Source organism: Streptomyces sp. NPDC046712, from assembly GCF_040645695.1.
Taxonomy (GTDB): Bacteria; Actinomycetota; Actinomycetes; order Streptomycetales; family Streptomycetaceae; genus Streptomyces.
On the sequence record NZ_JBEYYW010000038.1, the window covers coordinates 24,818 to 44,488 of the forward strand.

Annotated in this window: 19 protein-coding genes; 11 read left to right on the forward strand and 8 right to left on the reverse strand. The window is 73.0% G+C overall.

Annotated elements, in window-relative coordinates:
* Positions 1-150 precede the first annotated feature (150 nt).
* Genes ABZ939_RS33675 through ABZ939_RS33690 form a run of 4 tightly spaced genes read left to right on the forward strand, consistent with a single transcriptional unit; the run spans position 151 to position 4,264 of the window.
* A complete protein-coding gene (locus ABZ939_RS33675) occupies positions 151-1,104 on the forward strand; it encodes an alpha/beta hydrolase (protein ID WP_361863849.1) in 954 nt (317 codons plus the stop codon).
* On the forward strand, positions 1,097-2,263 hold the full coding sequence (locus tag ABZ939_RS33680; RefSeq protein ID WP_361863851.1) for an acyltransferase: 1,167 nt from the start codon (positions 1,097-1,099) through the stop codon (positions 2,261-2,263). The genes ABZ939_RS33675 and ABZ939_RS33680 overlap by 8 nt, the downstream gene beginning before the upstream one ends.
* Complete coding sequence (locus ABZ939_RS33685; RefSeq protein ID WP_361863853.1) at positions 2,256-3,590, forward strand: sensor histidine kinase; 1,335 nt, start codon at positions 2,256-2,258, stop codon at positions 3,588-3,590. The genes ABZ939_RS33680 and ABZ939_RS33685 overlap by 8 nt, the downstream gene beginning before the upstream one ends.
* Positions 3,587-4,264, forward strand: a complete 678-nt coding sequence (locus tag ABZ939_RS33690; protein WP_361863855.1) for a response regulator transcription factor — start codon at positions 3,587-3,589, stop codon at positions 4,262-4,264. Before ABZ939_RS33685 ends, ABZ939_RS33690 begins: the two co-directional genes overlap by 4 nt.
* 65 nt (positions 4,265-4,329) lie before the next feature.
* On the opposite strand, the gene ABZ939_RS33695 is transcribed toward ABZ939_RS33690, so the two are convergent.
* The 7 genes from ABZ939_RS33695 to ABZ939_RS33725 form a co-directional block, all read right to left on the reverse strand.
* The gene (locus ABZ939_RS33695; RefSeq protein ID WP_361863857.1) at positions 4,330-5,151 is read right to left on the reverse strand and encodes a hypothetical protein; all 822 of its coding nucleotides are present in this window, start codon (positions 5,149-5,151) and stop codon (positions 4,330-4,332) included.
* Positions 5,151-6,425 (reverse strand): VWA domain-containing protein, encoded by a 1,275-nt coding sequence (locus tag ABZ939_RS33700; RefSeq protein WP_361863859.1) that lies wholly within the window; start codon positions 6,423-6,425, stop codon positions 5,151-5,153. Before ABZ939_RS33700 ends, ABZ939_RS33695 begins: the two co-directional genes overlap by 1 nt.
* 103 nt (positions 6,426-6,528) lie before the next feature.
* Positions 6,529-7,245: an NAD(P)H-dependent oxidoreductase gene (locus ABZ939_RS33705; protein ID WP_361863861.1), complete on the reverse strand. Its 717-nt coding sequence runs from the start codon at positions 7,243-7,245 to the stop codon at positions 6,529-6,531.
* A 176-nt stretch (positions 7,246-7,421) separates the two neighbouring features.
* A complete protein-coding gene (locus tag ABZ939_RS33710; protein ID WP_361863863.1) occupies positions 7,422-8,363 on the reverse strand; it encodes an endonuclease/exonuclease/phosphatase family protein in 942 nt (313 codons plus the stop codon).
* Positions 8,364-8,505: 142 nt separating this feature from the next.
* Entirely contained in the window at positions 8,506-9,657 is a 1,152-nt protein-coding gene (locus tag ABZ939_RS33715) for a YncE family protein (protein ID WP_361863865.1), read from the reverse strand.
* A complete protein-coding gene (locus tag ABZ939_RS33720; RefSeq protein ID WP_361863867.1) occupies positions 9,654-10,298 on the reverse strand; it encodes an ankyrin repeat domain-containing protein in 645 nt (214 codons plus the stop codon). The genes ABZ939_RS33715 and ABZ939_RS33720 overlap by 4 nt, the downstream gene beginning before the upstream one ends.
* 235 nt (positions 10,299-10,533) lie before the next feature.
* Positions 10,534-11,241 carry an NAD(P)H-binding protein gene (locus tag ABZ939_RS33725; RefSeq protein WP_361863869.1) on the reverse strand — a complete coding sequence of 236 codons (708 nt, stop codon included), beginning with the start codon at positions 11,239-11,241 and terminating at the stop codon, positions 10,534-10,536.
* A 95-nt stretch (positions 11,242-11,336) separates the two neighbouring features.
* Between ABZ939_RS33725 and ABZ939_RS33730 the strand changes: the two genes are divergently transcribed.
* The 4 genes from ABZ939_RS33730 (at position 11,337) to ABZ939_RS33745 (ending at position 14,863) form a co-directional block, all read left to right on the forward strand.
* The gene (locus ABZ939_RS33730; protein WP_361863871.1) at positions 11,337-12,074 is read left to right on the forward strand and encodes a TetR/AcrR family transcriptional regulator; all 738 of its coding nucleotides are present in this window, start codon (positions 11,337-11,339) and stop codon (positions 12,072-12,074) included.
* Between the two features lie 55 nt (positions 12,075-12,129).
* The gene (locus ABZ939_RS33735; RefSeq protein WP_361863873.1) at positions 12,130-12,591 is read left to right on the forward strand and encodes a hypothetical protein; all 462 of its coding nucleotides are present in this window, start codon (positions 12,130-12,132) and stop codon (positions 12,589-12,591) included.
* A 130-nt stretch (positions 12,592-12,721) separates the two neighbouring features.
* Positions 12,722-13,942 carry a T4 RnlA family RNA ligase gene (locus tag ABZ939_RS33740; RefSeq protein ID WP_361863875.1) on the forward strand — a complete coding sequence of 407 codons (1,221 nt, stop codon included), beginning with the start codon at positions 12,722-12,724 and terminating at the stop codon, positions 13,940-13,942.
* 3 nt (positions 13,943-13,945) lie between these two features.
* Positions 13,946-14,863: an AAA family ATPase gene (locus ABZ939_RS33745; RefSeq protein ID WP_361863877.1), complete on the forward strand. Its 918-nt coding sequence runs from the start codon at positions 13,946-13,948 to the stop codon at positions 14,861-14,863.
* A gap of 29 nt (positions 14,864-14,892) precedes the next feature.
* On the opposite strand, the gene ABZ939_RS33750 is transcribed toward ABZ939_RS33745, so the two are convergent.
* Positions 14,893-15,591, reverse strand: coding sequence for an alpha/beta fold hydrolase (locus ABZ939_RS33750; RefSeq protein ID WP_361863879.1), 699 nt, complete (start codon positions 15,589-15,591; stop codon positions 14,893-14,895).
* 200 nt (positions 15,592-15,791) lie between these two features.
* On the opposite strand from ABZ939_RS33750, the gene ABZ939_RS33755 reads away from it, so the two are divergent.
* From ABZ939_RS33755 to ABZ939_RS33765, 3 genes are read left to right on the forward strand one after another with little or no spacing between them, the layout of a single operon-like run.
* Complete coding sequence (locus tag ABZ939_RS33755) at positions 15,792-16,904, forward strand: CapA family protein (protein WP_361863881.1); 1,113 nt, start codon at positions 15,792-15,794, stop codon at positions 16,902-16,904.
* A gap of 56 nt (positions 16,905-16,960) precedes the next feature.
* Entirely contained in the window at positions 16,961-18,253 is a 1,293-nt protein-coding gene (locus ABZ939_RS33760) for a phosphoribosyltransferase family protein (RefSeq protein ID WP_361863883.1), read from the forward strand.
* A 54-nt stretch (positions 18,254-18,307) separates the two neighbouring features.
* Positions 18,308-19,486, forward strand: coding sequence for a hypothetical protein (locus ABZ939_RS33765; protein ID WP_361863885.1), 1,179 nt, complete (start codon positions 18,308-18,310; stop codon positions 19,484-19,486).
* Positions 19,487-19,671: the final 185 nt, after the last annotated feature.

Genomic DNA, 19,671 nt, shown 5'->3' on the forward strand with positions numbered 1-19,671 from the left:
GCCCCACGCCTCCGGCGACCGCGACCCCTACCCGTCATACTTCCGAGCTACCCGCGGACTGTCCCCTCCGGCGGGACGCCGACTACAGGGCGTGATCCATACGTTCGGCACCGGAACGAAGCACCTCGTCCGGTACGGAAGGACCACACCATGGCGTCCCGCCCGCGCAGCCGCCGCCTGCGCCGCACGCTGCTCGCCGCACTCGTCACCGCATCCGTGGCGGTGCCGACGGCGGGCGCCGCCCGCCCCGCCGCCGTCCCGGCACCCGCCCCGGCCGCACTCGGCCCCCTCGCCCCGGCCACGGCCGCGAGCCTCGACGAGCGGTACGCCGCCAACCGGGACGCCCTCCGCGCCGCCGAACGGACCGCCGCCGACTACGGCGACCGGAAGAGGGCCACCACCCTGCGCGCCATGGCGGGCCCGACCCGGCACTTCCTCTCCTTCGACGGCCGTGACGGCGGCCGCAGCGTCGAGGTCGTCGGCGACCTCGCAGGCGCCGAACGCATCGCGGTCCTCGTCCCCGGCTCGGACACGGCGCTCGGCAGCGAGCGATTCCGGAACGGCGCCGTCGCACTCCAGCGGCAGCTGGGCGAGCGCGCCGCCGTCCTCGCCTGGCTCGGCTACCGCACCCCCGCCACCGCGAGCGCGTCGGCCGTCACCCCTGGGCGGGCCCACGAGGCCGCCCCCGCTCTCCGGGACTTCATGGGGGAGTTGGGGGCCGCCAAGCCCGCCGCCCGCCTCACCCTCCTCTGTCACTCCTACGGTTCCGTCGTCTGCGCCAAGGCGGCGCCCGGGCTCCCCGTCGCCGGCATCGTCCTCTACGGAAGCCCGGGAACCGGCGCCGACAGCGCCGCGGACCTGCGGACCACGGCCACCGTCTGGGCCGGGCGCGGTGAGTCCGACTGGATCGCCCACGTGCCCCACCTCCGCCTGCCCCTGCCCTTCGGAGAGCTCGGATTCGGCACGGACCCCCTCTCGCCGGAGTTCGGCGCCCGGATCTTCGACGCCGGGCCCGGAGGACACAGCGACTACCTCGCTCCCGGCTCCGTACCGCTGAAGAACCTCGCCCGCATCGTCGAAGGACGGGACCCGGCCGATGCGTGAACTCGTCCGCCGTATCGAGGCCGCCACCCCACCGGACCGCGACCGCGCCCTCGACGCCCTGCGCGCCCTCGCCATCCTCGGCGTGGTGCTCGGCCACTGGCTCGTGACCGCCCTCGTCGCCGACAGCGGCACGGTCCGGGCCGCCAGCCCGCTGCAGCACCTGCCCGAATTCACCCCGGTCTCCTGGGTGTTCCAGACCCTGGCCGTCTTCTTCCTGGTCGGCGGGCAGGTGGCCGCGAGGAGCCACACCGCCGCCCGAGCCCGGCAGGAGAGCTACCGCTGCTGGCTCGCGGCCCGGCTGGAACGTCTCTTCCGGCCCGTCGCCGCCGTGCTCGCGGTATGGACCGTCGCGACGCTCGCGATGCTCGCCGCGGGCGTGCCCTGGCAGACCCTGTACACGCTGGGCAAACTCGTCCTCTCCCCGCTGTGGTTCCTGCTCGTCTTCGCCGCGCTCACGGCGGCGACCCCCCTCGTCGCCCGGGTGCATCCGCTGTGGCCGCTCGCCGTCGTCCTCCATGTCGACCTGATCCGTTACGGCCTCGACGGGCCCGACCGGCTCGGCTGGGTCAACGTGGCCGCCGGCTGGCTCGTCCCGTACTGCCTGGGCGCGGCCTGGTCCCGGCACGGACTCAAGGACCGCACGACCGGCTGGGTGCTGCTGCTCGGCGGAGTCGCCGCCACCGCCCTCCTCGTGCTGTTCGCCGGCTACCCCGCCTCCATGGTCGGTGTGCCGGGCGCGCCGATATCCAACCTCAACCCGCCCACCCTCGCCGCCGTCACCTTCGGCCTCGCCCAGTGCGGCGGAGCCCTCCTGCTCCTCGGCCCGCTGCGCCGGGCCCTGCGCCGGCCCGTCGCCTGGACCGCGGTGGCACTGCTGAACCTCGGCGCGATGACCGTCTTCCTCTGGCACCAGACGGCGATGATCGCCGTCACCGCCACCGGACTTCTGGCCGGCGAACTCCTGGGCCACGGGCCGTTCCCCGGGCTGCACACCGTGCCCGACGGGTACGGCTGGGTCCTGGCCAGACTCGCCTGGCTGCCGCTCTTCCCGCTCGCGCTGCTGGTGTGCGTCGCCGCGTTCCGTGCGTACGAACAGGGTGGTCACCGCCCCGCTCGCGAGCGGCGACCTGCCGCGAGGAAGGAGATCCGACGTGCCTAGGGTGGTGGACGCAGCGGACAAGGGGGAACGGGTGGGGGACGGTTACGGGCGGACGCTGATCGCCGGCCTGCGGGGAGCACCGCGCGCTCTGCGCGAGGACCTGTGGACGACGGCCCGCGATCCGCTGCCCCGTCAGGCGTGGTTCGGCTGGCTGCCGCACGGACACCTCGTGCTGCTCGCCGTCGTCGCGGGCGTGGCCAACATGGCCGGGTACAGCAACGCGATGGACGTGCTCTCGGCGCCCATGCAGTTGTTCGTCGTCCTCCAGGCGGCGGCCCTCGTCCTCGCGTTGAGCCGCCCGGTGCCCGCCTGGTGGCTCTCCACGGTCTCCCTCTTCCTGACCGCGGAGATCGGCGAGTCGACCGTCGGACCCGACATGGTGTGGCCCTGGAGCGTCTGGGGCATCGTGGTCCACACCTTCATCGTGCTGCTGCTCGCTCTGCGCGTCCCCCTGCGGGTCACGGTCGCCACCTTCGTGATCACTGTGTTGACCGGAGCGGCCCACACGGTGGTGCCCACGGGCTTCCCCCACAACGAGGACCTCGCCGGCGGCACCCTCTCCTTCGCGACCGCGGCGGTGGTCGGCGCCTCGCTGCGCATCAGCCGCGTGGCGCGGACTCGGCTCGTCGAACAGGAGGTCCTCACCGCCGAGGAGCGGGCCCGACGCACCGTTCTGGAGGAGCGTGGACGGATCGCCCGCGAGCTGCACGACGTCGTCGCCCACCATATGTCGGTCATCTCCATCCAGGCCCAGGTCGCCCCGCATCTCGTCGAGAACCCCTCCGCCGAGCTGAGGGAGAACCTCGCCGGCATCCGCCAGAACGCCGTCGAGGCGCTGACCGAACTGCGCCGTGTCCTCGGGGTCCTGCGCGCCGAGGACGCGGCGGCCGACGCCGTACGGCACGCCCCGCAGCCCACCCTGGACCGGCTCGACGAGCTCCTCGACAACGTCCGCGCCGCCGGCCTCACCGTCGACGCGGCGACCACGGGAGAACGCCACGCGCTCTCACCGGGCGTCGAACTCTCCGCGTACCGCATCGTCCAGGAGGCGCTGAGCAACGCCATGCGGCACGCGCCGGGGGCGCGGGTGCGGGTGGAGACCAGGTATCTTCCCCACGGAATCACCCTCCGGATCGCCAACACCCCACCGTCCCGCCCCGCCGATGCCGCATCCGCCCCGCAGGCGCCGGGAATGGGGCACGGGCTGCTCGGCATGCGCGAGCGGACCGCCATGCTGGGCGGCGAACTGACCGCGGGACCCACCCCGGACGGCGGCTACGAGGTGACCGCCACCCTTCCCACCGAGACCTGCGAGGACGGCACATGACGAGCAGTACGATCCGGGTTCTCGTCGTCGACGACCAGATGATGGTCCGTCAAGGCTTCACCGTACTGCTCAACGCCGAGCCAGGCATCGAGGTCGTCGGTCAGGCCGTGGACGGCGACGACGCCGTCGCCAAGGTCGCCGAACTCGCCCCCGACGTCGTCCTGATGGACATCCGGATGCCCGGCACCGGCGGCATCGAGGCCACCCGCCGTATCACGGGGCCCGCCGGCGCCACCGTGAAGGTGCTCGTCCTGACCACCTTCGACCTCGACGAGTACGTGTACGAGGCCCTGCGCGCCGGCGCCTCCGGCTTCCTCCTCAAGGACGCCTCCGCCGACGAACTCGCCCACGCGGTACGGGTGGTGGCGTCCGGCGACGCGCTGCTCGCGCCCAACGTGACCAAGCGCCTCATCGCCGAGTTCTCCCGGCTCAGCGCCGGACCCCGCACCCCGCTCAAGGACCGGGTCGGCGCCCTGACGGAGCGCGAGACCGAGGTGCTGAGCCTGATCGCCCACGGTCTGTCCAACGCCGAGATAGCCACCCGGCTGGTCGTCGCCGAGCAGACCGTCAAGACCCATGTGAGCCGCATCCTGATCAAGCTCGGCCTGCGCGACCGCACCCAGGCGGCGGTCTACGCCTACGACACGGGACTGGTCCGCCCCGCCGGACTCTGACACGCGCGGGGGAGCACGAACGGCCGCGGGCGTCGTACGACGACACCCGCGGCCGCTCGCACGCGTCAGACGGCCGGCGGCACCCGTGACGGGCGGCCGGAGCCCCGCGTCAGGGAGTACCCGCCGATACCCGCGAGCGCGCCGAGGACTCCGCCGACCGCGGTCCAGACCCAGCGGTCGGACCACCAGCCCGAGGACCAGCCGTCCTCGGGAGCCCGCGCCTCGACAGCCGACGTAACGTCGGCCGCGATCGCGTCCTCCGTCGTGGCGCCCGGTACCAGCGGCGCGGCGAGCGAGCCGCCGCCCGCGTACGCCCCGCCCTGCTCGGCGGAGACCGCGCCCACGCGGGCGGTGAACGGCTGGCCGAGGTCGTCCTCGGGCAGGCCGGTGACCGTCAGCCGGACGTAGTAGCTGCCGGGCAGCGGATCGTTGTCCCAGGTGTCGGCCCAGGGGCGGACCGTGCGCAGGGTGCAGGACAGTTCCACGGATGTGGCGTCCTTCGCGGCGGCCCTGGACTGCATCCCGTACATGCACGGCTGACGGCGGCGCAGGCCGTCGTAGACGTCGATCCGCCAGGTCGAGGCGCCGTGCCGGGCGGCGGCCTCGGGAAGCGCGACCGAGGCGGTCACGGTGGGCCGCTGCCCGGTGTCCGCGGGGAACACCCAGTAGAGGTAGTCACCCGTGGAGGCCTCGGCGGTGGCCTGCTGGCCCTGCCGGAAGAAGGCGGCGGTACGGAAGGTCGTGCCTGCCTCCGTCGGCCCGGCCGTCGCGGCGGCGCTCGCGCTGCCGCTCGGGGACGGGGAGTCCGCGAGGGCGGGCACGACCGCCGGACCGAACAGCCCGGCGCCCGCCAGAAGGGCGGTGGTCAGCGCGCGTACGGTACGCATCAGTTGGTCCTCCAGACGGCGACGCGCCAGCGGGACAGCCAGCCCCACAGCAGACCGCCCACGAATCCGGCCAGTACCAGCACGCCGAGCAGCCACCAGCCGCGGCCGAGACCGAAGGCGGCCACATCGGACGCCTCGTCGGGCGCGTCGACCAGGTCCACGGTCAGCTCGATCGGCATACCGGGCGTCGTCTTCACCGACGGCGGCGCCGAGAAGGAATTGGCGACCTGGAGACAGACCGTCTCCGCCGCGGGCTTCGTGTCTCCGTCGACGTCGTCGAGCGGCGGCTTGGGGTAGCGCAGTCCGGTCGAGATGACGTCCGTGCGTCCGTCGCCCGCCTCGGAGCCCCGGACGACCTCACGGCCGTGCACCGTCACCGCGCGCAGCAGGACGCCGTAGTCGTTGTTGACGGCGCGGTCCGCCGCCACGCTCACCGAGGCGCGCAGCTCCTGCCCGGGCAGCACGTCCACCCGGTACCAGCGGTGGCGGCCGAAGGTCTGGCGGTCGGTGTACAGACCCGGCTTGAGCTGAGGGGCGTTCGCGCAGCGCTCGGCGCCCTCGGTGGCCACCGGGGTGACGACCGGGTCCGCGGCGCGGTCGACCAGCTGTCGGACCCGCTTGGAGAGTTCCTCGGTGTGGCGGACCGAGGTGTACGTGCCGCCGGTCGCCTCGGCGATGCAGGTGAGCTGCTGCCGGATCTTGGCGTTCGGCACCAGGCCCAGGGTGTCGATGGTCAGGTGGATGCCCTTGGCGGCGATGTCGCGCGCCACCTCGCAGGGGTCGAGCGGGGCGCAGGTGTCCTCCCCGTCCGTGATGAGCACGATCCGGCGGGTGGCGTCACCGCCCTTGAGGTCCTCCGCCGCCCCGAGCAGGGCCGGTCCGATCGGGGTCCAGCCGGTGGGGGCGAGCGTGGCCACCGCCGTCTTCGCCTCGGTCCGGTCGAGCGGGCCGACCGGGTAGAGCTGCCGGGTGTCCTTGCAGCCCTTCTGGCGGTCCTGTCCGGGGTAGTCGGCGCCGAGCGTGCGTATGCCGAGCTGCACCTCCTCGGGCACCGCGTCGAGCACCTCGTTGAAGGCCTGCTTGGCCGCGGCCATGCGCGACTGGCCGTCGATGTCGCGGGCCCGCATCGAGCCGCTGACGTCGAGGACCAGCTCGACCTTGGGGGGTTCCTTGGCCGCCGGTTCGTCGGCGGCGGCGCCGGTCGGGACGAGCCCGACGGCCAGGGCGGCGAGCAGCGCGCAGGCTCCGGTCGCCAGCCGTTTTCTCGTGATCATCTGCCGGATCGTAGGGATGATCGTCCGACAATCCAAAACGGCCCGGTGGGTGGACTCCTGAGGGGGTGTCCGCGCGCGTCCGGGAGGTGTGCTCAGACGCGGGTCAGCGGTGCTCGGGGTTGGGGAAGTCCGCCCGGCAGCCGGCGTCCCAGGCCGAGCGCTGGTTGCCGTGCGCCGGGACGCCGCCCGCACGCTTGAGCATCCCCGCCAGATGCATCAGGTTCCACGCCATGAACGAGGTGTTGCGGTTGGTGAAGTCGTTCTCCGGGCCACCCGAGCCCTCCTCCAGATACGACGGTCCGGGCCCGGCCTCGCCGATCCAGCCCGCGTCCGCCTGCGGCGGGATCACATAGCCCAGGTGCTGGAGGCTGTAGAGCACGTTCATGGCACAGTGCTTGACCCCGTCCTCGTTCCCCGTGATCAGACAGCCGCCCACCCGGCCGTAATAGGCGTACTGCCCCTCACCGTTGAGGAGGCTGGAGCAGGCGTACAGGCGCTCGATCACACACTTCATCACCGAGCTGTTGTCGCCGAGCCAGATCGGACCGCACAGCACGAGGATGTCGGCCCCCATGACCTGCTTGTACAGCTCCGGCCAGGCGTCCGACTCCCACCCGTGCTCGGTCATGTCGGGCCACACCCCGGTCGCGATGTCGTGGTCGACGGCCCGCACCAGCGAGGTCGTCACGCCCTGCCGCTCCATCACGGCACGGCTGCGGTCGATCAGCCCCTCGGTGTTGCTGACCTCGGGGGAGCGCTTGAGCGTGCAGTTGACGAACAGGGCGCTCAGATCGTCGTAGCGGTACGGAGTCGCGGACATCGGCCGTCTCCTCGCGGGGGTGGGGGTGCCGCAGTGCCGCGGTACCCGCACCAGCCTCTCCGGACCGGGCCGCACGGGCCAATCCGGGGCGACCGACCGGATGACGGACGCACGCGCCGGCGGCGGCGGGGGCCGCGTGGCGACGTCAGAACCGAACCGTCAGAACCGCATGGACGTCAGAACCGTATGCGCGCGGCCACCGGCAGATGGTCGCTGCCGGTGTCGGGCAGGGTCCATGTCGTGGTGACCTCGGCGCCGCGGGACAGCACGTGATCGATGCGGGCGAGGGGCACGCCGGCGGGCCAGCTGAAGGCGAACTCGCCGCGGCTGCCGCGCACCTGGCTCATCACGGGATCCAGGCCCCGGTCGTCGGCGGTGCCGTTGAGGTCGCCGAGGACCAGCACCGTCGCGGCCCGCTCCCCGGCGAGGGCGTGGCCGAGCAGCCCGGCGCTCTCGTCGCGCCATCCCGTGGCGTACCCCTCGGCGGGCCGCACCCGGACCGACGGCAGGTGTGCCACATAGGTCGCCACCTCCCCGTGCGGGGTGTGCACGACGGCGCGGAGCCCGCGATCCCAGCCGCTGCCCACCGCACGCGGTCTGATGTCGACCCGCCCGATCTCCGTCAGCGGATACTTCGACCACAGCCCGACCGTCCCCACCGTCGCGTGATGCGGATGGGTCCGGCCGAGGACGATACGGAACGCGGGCAGGCTCGACTCCGTGAGCTCCTGGAGCGCGACGACATCGGGGTCCGGGGCGAGGAGGATCTTCGCGACCCGGGACGGGCTGGTGTTCTCGTCGCTCACGTTGTGCTGGACGACGGTCATGTCGTACGCGGCGGGGGTGCCGGACGCCCAGGTCGGCAGCGCCGCCCGGAACACCCCCACCCAGACGGCGGCGACGACCAGGCAGGCCGTCGCGGCGACAGCCGACCGGCGGACGGCGGCGACGATCAGCCCGACCGGGACGGCGAGGCCCAGCCACGGCAGGAAGGTCTCCACCAGGCTCATCACGTTCCCTGGCAGACGGGGCACCGAGGAGGAGAACAGCAGCAGTCCGCCGACGACGGCCAGCACCGCCCCGGTGACCAGCCCCCGCGTCCTTCTGTTCGCCTCCATCGCACCCCTTTCCGGGGTGAGGACGCGGCACGAACGGAACCAGTTCCCGTGCCGGAGGAGGTGACGGGCGGCGTGGCCAGCCGTGCCGGACGGGGACGGGCGGCGTGGCCACGCGTGCCCGACCCGGCAGCGGCCGGCGTGGCTACAGGACAGCGATGCCGAGCGGGCGTTCCCCGGCGGCGAGTCGCCGGGTGTCCCCGGTCTCCAGGTGGACCACGGTGATGCCGTTCCAGTAACCGTCCCGGGTGAAACCGCCCGTGACGTAGGCGGTGCGGCCGTCGCGCGACACGGTGACGTCCTCATGGGGTCCGTCCAGGGGGTGGACCCGTTCGGCGCCGCCGGGAGTGCGGACCGTGAGGGAGGGGCCCTCGTCCTCGGCGGGGTCGATGGGACCCGTGCCGACCACGAGGAGGGTGCCGTCGGGTGTGATCGTGGCGCCGTGCTGGTGGGTGTCGGCGGTCATCGGCTCGATCTCCGAGCGGCCGGTCCGCGGGTCGACCACCGCCAGCCGTTCGCCCTCGAAGGGGAGCAGCAGCTTGCCGTCCGAGGGGCGGACGACGGTGTAGTGCGGCTTGAGCCAGGAGCCGAGGCCGCCTTCGGTGCCGTACGGGGCGACCTCGATCCGCCGCGGTTCGAGCGTGTCGGCCGGGACGACCGTGACGTCGAAGGAGTCGTGGTCCGTCGCGTACACCTCGGAGCCGTCCCGCGACACGTCGACGTCGAAAGGCCGCCGGCCGACGGGAACGGTGGCGGTCACCTCGCGGCTCGCGGTGTCGATGACCTCCAGGGTGCCGTTGCCGCCCGGGACGTTGACGCCGACGTACACCCGCTTCCCGTCGGGGGAGAGCGCGATGCCCATGCCGCCGCCCCGGTACTCGCCGGTGGTCACGGGGCCGGTGTCGGTCTCGTACGGAATGAGGGAGAGGCGTTCCCGGGTCCGGGTGTCGACGACGGCGACGCCCTCGGCGGTGGCCACCCAGGCGCGTCCGTCGGAGCCGACGACCAGTCCGTAGGGCGCGGTCCCCACCTCGACGGAGCCGAGCGCGCCGCGCTCCGGGTCGACGAAGGTGACCGTGTCGGCGCCGAAGTCGGCGACGAGGAGGGCCCCTTCGGGGGTGGGGGAGGCCGCAGCCGAGCCGGTCGGAGCGGCGCCCTCGCCGGCGGAGGCCGAGGGGGAGCCGGAGGCGTCCGCGGCTCCGGCACCGGCGCCGGGCGCACAGCCGGCGAGGACGGCCGCGACCGCGGCGGCGGGCACGAGGACGCGCGCGGCGCGCCACGGACGGCGGGGGCTCATCGGCTGGTCTCCCGTCCCCTGGAGCCCGCGCGCGCCGAAGCCGCCTCTAGCAGACCGGCGATCCGGTCGAACCCGTGCCGGCGTGCGTGCTGGAGCGGCGTCGTGCCGTCGTGGTCCGCGAGCAGCGGGTCCGCCCCCGCGGTGATCAGCAGTTCGACGATCTCCATGTGGGGGAGACCGCCGTCGCCGAGGATCACCGCTTCGAGCAGTGCGGTCCAGCCGAGCCGGTTGACGTGGTCCACGTCGATGTCGGTCTCGCGCAGGACGGCCCGTACGTACGCGACATGGCCGCGTTCGGCGGCCGGGATCAGCGAGGTCCCGCCGAAGCGGTTGGTGAGACGCAGGTCGGGGCCGGCCGCCAGCAGGACGCGCATCATGTCCACACTGCCCGTGACTCCCGTGACCAGCCAGGGCGTGTCGTCCTGAGCGTCCCGCGCGTCGGGGTCCGCGCCCGCGTCGACCAGGATCTCCGCGGCGGCCACGTGGTCGGCCCGCGCGGCCAGCAGCAGCGGGGTGCGGTGCTCGCCGTCACGGCTCTCGACGTTCGCGCCGGCGTCGAGCGCGGCTCGGATCTCGGCCGTGTCCCCGCGGTGTGCCGCCGCGAGCAGCAGCCGGTCGTTCGCGTGCGTGGACGTGTGCATGGACGTTCTCCTTCGCGTGGCCGTCGGCATCACGGTTTCGTCCCTTCGCGGTGGGCGGAGGCAGTCGGTACGCTCCGGCCGCCCACGAGCGCCTCCTCCCGGGTCCGCTCGCCTCATCCATCCTGGGTCCGCCGAAGCCCCGCGACCGTCGGCCCAGCGGGTCGCCGCGGAGAGCCGTCCGGTCGACACGGGGGTCATCCGATCGGACGACCCCCGCGGACCCGGCTCCGGCGTGTCAGTAGCCCACGGTGAAGCGCCGCTGCACATGCCGGGGCAGCTCCGCCTCGTCGATCAGGGCGACCGCCGCGTCCTCCGCGGAGATCCGGCTGAGCCCGTCGGCGTCGAGGACCGGCTGGTCGCCCCCGACGCGGAAGCGTCCCGTGCGCTCGCCGGGGGCGATGCTCTCCGCCGGGCTGAAGTACGTCCACAGCCGGTTGGAGGTGCGCAGCACGTTCAGGGCGTCCCGGTGGCCGCGTACGGCCGCCGCGTACTCCCTCGGCAGGCCGACCAGATCGAGCGTCTCGTGCAGGAGCGGGTCGGAGTCGGCCCGTACGACTCCCGGCCTGGTCTCCAGGCTCCCCGCGCCCCCGATGACGATCAGGCGCGTGCGGGGATGTGTCGCGAGCGCTTCGACGAGCGAGCGGGCGGCGCGCGCGTAGAGCGTCGGATCGGCGATGGAACGACGCAGGGTGTCCGCCAGGTCGACCGCCGCGTTCCCCGGCTGGAAGCCGCTGATCAGCACGTCGAGGCCGGGCAATACGCCGCTGACGGCGGCGGGGTCCAGGACGTCGACGCTCCGCCAGACGACACCCGGCCTGGTCTCCCCGGCGGCGTGCGGGGCCGAGTCACGGCTGAGCGCGGTGATGTGGTGCCCCCGGTCGAGGGCCTCGGTGACGACACGGCTGCCGATGGTGCCGCTGGCTCCGATGACTCCGATGTGCATGACTCTCCCCTGTCTTTCCTTCACGGCATGCGAAAACTATACGGCGTGAAGTTACCGCACGATGTGAGGTGACGTGACGCTGTAGAGTCACGTCCGTGGTGAGTGGACGAGGGAGCGCCGGTGGGCGCCGGGAGCGGCTGAGGGCCGAGACGACCGCCGAGATCAAGCGGGTCGCGCTGGAGTTGATGGCCTCAGGAGGCCCGGACGCGATCACGCTGCGGGCCATCGCCCGCGAGATGGGAATGACCGCCAACGCCATCTACGGCTACTTCGCCACCCGCGACGACCTGGTCACCACCCTGATCGACGATGTCTACACAGCTCTGGCCGACGCCGTGGACACTGCCTGGCGCGCCGCCCCCGCCGCCGGGCCGGCCGTCCGGATCCAGGCGTGGGCCGACGCGTTCCGCGGCTGGGCCCTGGCGCACCCCGAGGGTTTCCGGCTCGTCTACGGCGACCCGGTCCCCGGCTACCGGCCGCCCGAGGGCGGGCCCGCACCCGAGGCCGCGCGCCGCGTCTGCACCGGCCTCGCCGGTCTCGCGGACGCGTCCTGGCCGCACGCCGCGGCCCTCTACCCGGCCGACGCGTTCGACTGGCCCGACTTCGATCCGGGCCTGCTCGCCAAGGTGCGGCCGGCCTTTCCCGAACTCCCGCCCGCCGGGGTGGCCCTGGCCCTGCGGATCTGGGGGCATCTGCACGGCCTGGTCTCCCTGGAGATCTACGGCCACCTGCGCTCGCAGACCGTCAGTCCGGACAAGCTCTTCCGTGCGGAACTGACCGCGCTCGTCAGGTCGCTGGGCATCCCCGGAGGCGACGGCGTCGAGCAGTCGTAAGTTGGCACTAAAGTGATCACTTCAGACCAACTGAGCTTCATCTCTGGGGGATTTCTTGCGTTTCAAGCACGCCATGGCTGCCTGCTCGGTGGCGGTGGCCGCCCTGCTCGTCCCGCTGGCCGCCACGCCCGCCGCGGCCGCCACGCCGACCACGGGTGACTCCGTGCAGGCGACGGACTACTCGTACTACGGGAGCTTCGAGATCGGCTGGCGGATCGACAAGCTGGACCCCGTCAAGATCACACTCAAGGACACGAAGACCGACGGCTACGCCGTCGGCGCGCGCCTCATCACCAACGGCCAGAACGGCAAGATCGTGTGGCGGATGCGCACGATCCCGTCCGGCCAGGACACCGCCTCCTGGACGACGTACGCCGCCCCCGGCGGCTGGATCTCCTCCGCCTACTTCGAGATCTGCAAGGTCAAGGTGAGCACCGGCGCCCTGTCGTACTGCGACACCACGCGCGTGATGCACAACCCGATCTCCGACGAGAACAACGTCCCGTTCCCGGGCTGACCAACCCGGATCGGTGAGCGGGGAGGAGGGGTGCACGGCCGGGCACCCCTCCTCCCCGGCGCCGGAAAAGCATTGCCGGCTCGAGGCCTCCACAGGTGACAATGAGTCACCACTGACCAGGAGGAACCCCATGAGCCAGGCCTACCTGACTCTCCAGGAGCTGCTGCCGCCGCAGGAGTTGACGGCGGCGATCGACGCCGGGCACGTCACCCGCAAGGCCCACCCCGAACTGCCGCTGTCGATCTACACGTACACGCGCGCCTGCCAGTACGAGCGGATCTGGAACCGGGTGACCACGCGCTGCCGTGGACTGGTCGCCGACGACACGACCGGGGAGATCGTCGCGCTGCCCCTGCCGAAGTTCTTCAACGTCGGTGAACACGAGACCGGTCAGCCCTACGCGCCTGCGCTGCCCGACGAGCCGTTCGACGTCTACGACAAGGTCGACGGCAGCCTCGCGGTGATCTTCCACTACGCGGGCCGTTGGCAGGTGGCCTCCAAGGGCTCCTTCATCAGCACGCAGGCGACCTGGGCGCAGCGCCGTCTCGACGCCCGGGACACCAGCGCGCTGACGCCGGGAGTCACCTACCTCGCGGAGATCCTCTACCCGCAGAACCGTATCGTCGTGGACTACGGCGACCGCCGGGACCTGGTCCTCCTCGCCGCCTTCGGCCCGGACGGCACGGAGGTGCCCCTGGCCGAGGCCGCCACCGCCTGGACGGAGATCGGCACGGTCGTACGGACCTGGCCCGCGATGTCCCTCACCGAACTGATCGCTCTCACCGAGTCCAACACGCTGCCCGGCGGCCGTGCCGCCACCGGCACCGACGCCGAGGGCTTCGTCCTGCGGTACGCCTCGGGCGTCCGCGCGAAGGCCAAGCTGAGCGAGTACGTACGGCTGCACAAGGTACTGACCGGGGTCACCGAGCGGGACATCTGGCGCAGCCACGGCATCCAGCGATTCGCCGGCATGTCCGTCAAGCGGCTGGCACAGGGCCTTGGCTGCTCGGTCGCCGAACTCGGCGGCATCAGGAGCTCGGGCGGCCGGCCGCTGGACGCCCTGCTGGAACAGGTGCCGGACGAGTTCGACACCTGGGTGCGCGGGGTCATCGCCCGGCTGGAGGACGAGGCGGCCGCCCGCGAGAGCGCGATCGACGACGCCTACAAGTGCGTCGCCCACCTGGCCGCGGACCGGGGCGCGTTCGCCCGGGCGGTCAAGGCGCTGCCGGTCGACCCGGAGATCCGCTCCGCCATGTTCCTGCGACTCGACGGGCGGCCGACCGACCTGGTCGTCTGGCGCGCCGTCAGGCCGGAGGCGGCCGACCCCTTCACGACCGACGAGGAGAACTGACCCGTGCCCGTAGTACACGTCATGACGGGACTTCCGGCCTCGGGGAAGACCACGGCCGCCCGGCGGCTGCAGGCGGAGTCCGAGGGCCGGATGCGCCGCGTCAACCTCGACGACCTGCGCACCATGCTCGACGTCCCGGCCCCCGAGCGCGGCCGCTCGCACGCGCACGAGCGGACCGTCCTCGACATCCAGGACGCGGCGGTCCGCTCCGCCGTCGAGGGCGGCTTCGACGTGGTCGTCGACAACACGCACCTGACCCCGCACATCCCCAAGCGGCTCATCGCCGCCGTCACCGGCCTCGACGCCGGCTTCGTCGTGCACGACTTCACCGATGTGCCGGTCGAGGAGTGCGTACGGCGCGACGCCGCGCGCGAGCGGCCCGTCGGCGAGGAGATCATCCGCATCCTGGCCGACAAGCACGCCAAGGCCACCCGTGGCGGCTGGAGGCTGACGGCCGAGTGGCTGAGCACCCGGCCGTCGGCCACGCCCTACGTCCCCGATCCGGCGTTGCCGTCCGCGGTGATGTGCGACATCGACGGCACGCTCGCGCTGCGCGGCGACCGCGGGCCGTACGACTTCTCGCGCTGCGACCTCGACCTGATCAACGTCTCGGTGCGGCAGGCCCTGCGCGCCTTCCGTGCCGCCGAGAACGACACGATCGTGCTGGTCTCCGGCCGCAGCGAGGACCACCGGGCCATGACCGAGGCATGGCTCGCGCGCCACGAAGTGCCGTACGACGAGCTGTGGATGAGGGCCTCGGACGACGGCCGCAGCGACGACATCGTCAAGGCCGAGCTCTTCGACGCGCATGTGCGGAACCGGTACGCGGTGCGGGTGTCCCTGGACGACCGCGATCGCGTGGTCGCCCTCTGGCGCCGCATGGGTCTGCCGACCTGGCAGGTCAACTACGGCAATTTCTGAGCCGCGTCACCTCCGGGCCGGTCAGCCGGTCACTTCCGGGCCGCGTCGAGGAGGATCCGGGCCAGCTCGTGCGGCTGGGAGAACATGGGCCAGTGGCCCGTGTCCATCCGCACGAGCTGCCAGTTCTCGCTCTTCAGCAGCGTCGCCACGTCGTCGTTCGGCTCGGCGCCGTCCAGCAGGCACTTGATGTACGTCGCGGGCAGCTCGCCGAGCGGGCGGGTCAGTTCCGCCGGCTCGGTGAGCGAGGCGCCCGGGTGCGGCGTCGAGCCGTCGACGAGCCGCGCGAGCTGCGCGTCGTCGAGGCCCTGACCCGCGGCGTCCTCGGCGCCGAGCGGGGCCCAGAAGCCGCCGTTGGCGGCGATCGATCCCTCCACCATCGCCCGGCCGTCCGGCCACCCGGAGACGAACGACTCACCGTCGGTGGGCACGCTGGAGTCGACGAAGACCACGCGGGCCAGCCGGTCGCCGATCCGCTCGGCGGCCTGGCCCACCGGGATGCCCGCGTAGCTGTGCCCCACCAGGACGACATCACGCAGATCGAGCCGCTCGATCGCGTCGACGATGTCCGCCACATGCGTCCGCTGCCCCGCCGCGACGCCCTTCTTCTCGGCGAGTCCGGAGAGCGTCACCGCATGGGCACCGTGACCGGCCGCCCGCAACTCCGGAACCACCTCGTCCCACGCCCACGCTCCGAGCCATGCCCCCGCCACCAGTACGTATTCCGTCATGGGCGCAACGTAGTGCAGGGGTCGGACAATCGAGCCGAGGGCATTCGCCGTGCACGGCCCGACGGTCCGGCCCAGCCTGGTCACGCCCACGGCCCGGACCATGTGCTCGACATGCCGGTGGTGCAGCCGCCTCCGACGTCGAAGCCACCGGCCAACGTCCTGAGCCGCTGTCCCGCCCCGTGCCGCACTACCCTGGGCGTATGGGCAGTGACCTGGTCAGACTGTTCCTCTGCGGAGACGTGATGCTCGGCCGCGGGGTCGACCAGATCCTTCCCCATCCCGGCGACCCGGCCCTCCGAGAACGCTATGTGCACGATGCACGTTCCTATGTGGCGCTCGCGGAGGCGGTCAACGGCCCCATTCCCCACCGTGTGGACTTCGCCTACCCCTGGGGCGTCGCGCTCGACGCGCTCGACGCCGCCGAGCCCGACGTCCGGGTCACCAACCTGGAGACGGCCGTCACCACGAACGGCGAGTTCGCTCCCGGCAAGGCCGTCCACTACCGGATGCACCCGGAGAACCTGCCGAGCCTGACGGCCGTCCGCCCCGACGTCTGCGTCCTGGCCAACAACCACGTCCTGGACTACGGCCGTGGTGGACTCGACGACACCCTGGACTCCCTCGCCGGGAGCGGACTGCGTACGGCCGGAGCGGGCCGGGACGCCGAGGAGGCCGGGCGGCCCGCCGCCGTCGACCTCCCCGCGGGCGGGCGGCTCGTCGTCCACGCCCTGGGCATGGCCTCCAGCGGCATCCCAGGGTACTGGGCCGCCACGGCCGAGCTCGGGGGCGTCCACTTCGCCGCCGCACCGGCCGACGCCACCGCCACCCGTCTCACCTCCCGGATCCGGGAGACCAAGAGGCCGGGCGACATCGTCGTGGTGTCGGTCCACTGGGGTTCCAACTGGGGCTACGCCCTCTCCCGCGCCGAGGTCGACTTCGCGCACGCCCTCATCGACAGCGGCGCCGACATCGTCCACGGGCACTCCTCCCACCACCCCAGGCCCGTGGAGGTGTACCGGGGCAGACTCGTCCTCCACGGCTGTGGCGACCTGATCAACGACTACGAGGGCATCACGGGCTACGAGCAGTACCGCGACGATCTGCGGCTGCTCCACGTCGCCTCGGTGAGGCCCGAAGACGGCGGACTCCAGGAGGTGCGCATCATTCCTCTGCGGGCCCGGCGCATGCGGCTGGAGCACGCCCCCGGCCGGGATGCGCGGTGGCTCCACGACGTTCTCGGCCGGACGAGCCGGCCTTACGGCGCGCAGGTCGCCCTCGACGAGGACGGAACCCTCGTCGCCCGTCCCGCCTAGCGGGACACCACGGCACCGAGCGCGCGCACGCTCCGGACCAGGGAGACGAGCGCGACATGTACTTCACCGATCGGACGGACGCCGGACGGCAGCTCGCCGCCCGCCTGGACCATCTCAAGGGCCACGACGTCGTGGTCCTGGCACTTCCGCGCGGCGGCGTGCCGGTCGCCGAACAGGTCGCCGACGCCCTCGGGGCTCCCCTGGACGTCTGTCTCGTACGCAAGTTGGGAGTGCCCTTCCAGCCGGAGCTGGCCATGGGCGCCATCGGGGAGGGCGACGTGCGGGTCCTCAACGAGAGCGTGCTGGCCGACACCGGTGTCTCCGACCGCGACGTCGCCGCCGTGGAGGAGCGGGAACGGATCGTGCTGCGGCAGCGGGCCCAGCGCTATCGCGGGACGCTGCAACCGGCCCGCCTCGACGGCCGCACGGCCGTGGTGGTCGACGACGGCCTGGCGACGGGCGCCACGGCACTGGCCGCCTGCCGGGTCGTCCGCGCGCGCGGGGCCGCGCGGATCGTGCTCGCCGTGCCGGTCGCGCCGAACGGCTGGCCGGCACGGATCGGCGGCGAGGCGGACGAGACGGTCAGCGTGCACGAGCCGGAGTTCTTCTACGCGATCGGCCAGTTCTACCGGGACTTCACGCAGACCGCCGACGAGGAGGTCATGGCCTGCCTGGAGCGCAACCACGCCGCGCACGGATCGAGCGCCCAGGACGCGGAGGTACGCATCCCGGTCGGGGACGTACGAGTGGCCGGGCATCTGGTCGTGCCCGAGGGCGCCGTCGGCATCGTGCTGTTCGCCCACGGCAGCGGCAGCAGTCGGCACAGCCCGCGCAACCGCGCCGTCGCGGAGGCCCTGAACCGAAACGGCCTCGGCACGCTCCTCTTCGATCTGCTCACCGAGGGGGAGGCGGCCGACCGGGCCAACGTGTTCGACACGGAACTCCTGGCCGACCGCCTGGCCCGGGCCACGGCATGGCTCGGCGAACAGCCCGGCCTCGGCAGGCTGCGCACCGGATACTTCGGGGCCAGCACCGGCGCGGCGGCCGCGCTCTGGGCCGCCGCCGACCCCACCGCCACCGTGGCCGCGGTGGTCTCCCGGGGCGGCCGTCCGGACCTGGCCGGCCCACGCCTCGCCGCCGTACGCGCCCCCACTCTCCTGATCGTCGGAGGCCACGACCCTCTCGTCCTCGACCTGAACGAGCAGGCCCAGCGTCAACTGCGCTGCGAGAGCGAGCTCGTCGTCGTCCCCGGCGCCACTCACCTTTTTGAGGAACCGGGCACCCTGGAACGGGTCGGCGACCTCGCGGCCGGCTGGTTCGCCGACCACTTCGGTGGCCACGTCCCGTAACCTCCAGCAGACCAGGGGATGCACGGGGTGCACGATCAAGGGCGGGGAACGTACATGACATACCGGCGCGCGGCGATACCGGCACTGGCCGGAGGGCTGCTGCTCACGGCGCTTCTCTGGTGGGCGGGGGCGAGCACGAGCGCACTGCATCTGCCGGGCTCCACCGGGGTGTTCGGCGGCCGGGCCGCCGCCGAGCTCGAAGGCTGGCTCATGCCCTGGGCGTACGACCCCCCGGCCGCGCTCCGGCTCGGCGCCGAGATGTCCGGCGGTATCGAGGACACGGCCGGCACCGACGGCAACCGCTACCTCTCGCTGTACACCACCGCCATGCAGATTCGCTTCTGCGCGGTCTTCGCCTTCTTCCTGCCCGGGGCGCTGCTCCTGGTCCGCAGGCTGCCGCCGGTGCACGGCCGACTGCCCGCGACGCTGCTCGCGGTGTGGGCCTGGGGCCTGGTGGCCGGCACGCTGGCGGTGACCGTCTCCGCGCCGTGGCTGATCGCCGCGCAGGGTCATGGCAGTTACCGCATCCTGCCCCAGCTGGCGGGCATGATCTCCGCCGGGCGGCAGGTTCTGGTGGCGACCGCGCTGGTCGCGGCGGCCGTGACCGTGCTCGCCGCGCGGATCACCGCCAAGGGCGCGGGTCCGCTGCCGCAGGAGGTCGTCCCGGCGCGTGCCGCCCGCCTGGCCGCCACGGCCGGGACCGCGGCGATCGCGCTGTCCCTGGTGGTCCTCTCGTACCATCCGGTCGCCGCCGCCCTGCAGACCGTCTCCCCGGACGGCGGACTGTTCGCCGAACCGGGCGACCTCCTGCGCCAGTGGCTGCTGCTCGGTGCCTGGGCGAGCCCGGCGGGCGTGCCGCTCGGCGACTGGCTGCTGTACCGGGCCGCCGACGTGCTGCTGCTCGCCGTGGTGTGGTTCGCACTGCGGCGGCTGCCCGGACTGCTCACCCGGGCCACCGTCCCGGCCATGGCGGCGGGCGCGGTCTGCGCGACCGTCCTCGGGCTGCTCGCGAGCCAGGTCCTGCGGCTGGCGACGGACGGGGCCGGCCTGCGCTGGGGGCTGCTGCACATGTCCGCGGTCCTGGGCGGCGGCGTCCCGGCCGCCCTGACCTGGGGCCTGGTGGCGGGTCTCGCGGCCACCGTGACCCTGCGGGTGGCCGTGCGCCGCGCCGAGAGCGCCCACACCACGGCCACCGCCCAGAGCTCCACCCGGCCCCAGGACCTGGTGCCCTAGGGGGTGCCTTCCGGATCTTGCCAGGCTCGCGACGCCTGGCACGCACCGGACGCCGCTCGCCGATCCGGCATGATCCGGAAGACAGCCCCAGGGCCTGTCCGGCGGATCATGGCCGGGTCCGCGACGCCTGGCACGGCACCTCGCCGCATCCCCCAGGCCCTGGGGGCCTGGGGCCGCGGCATGTC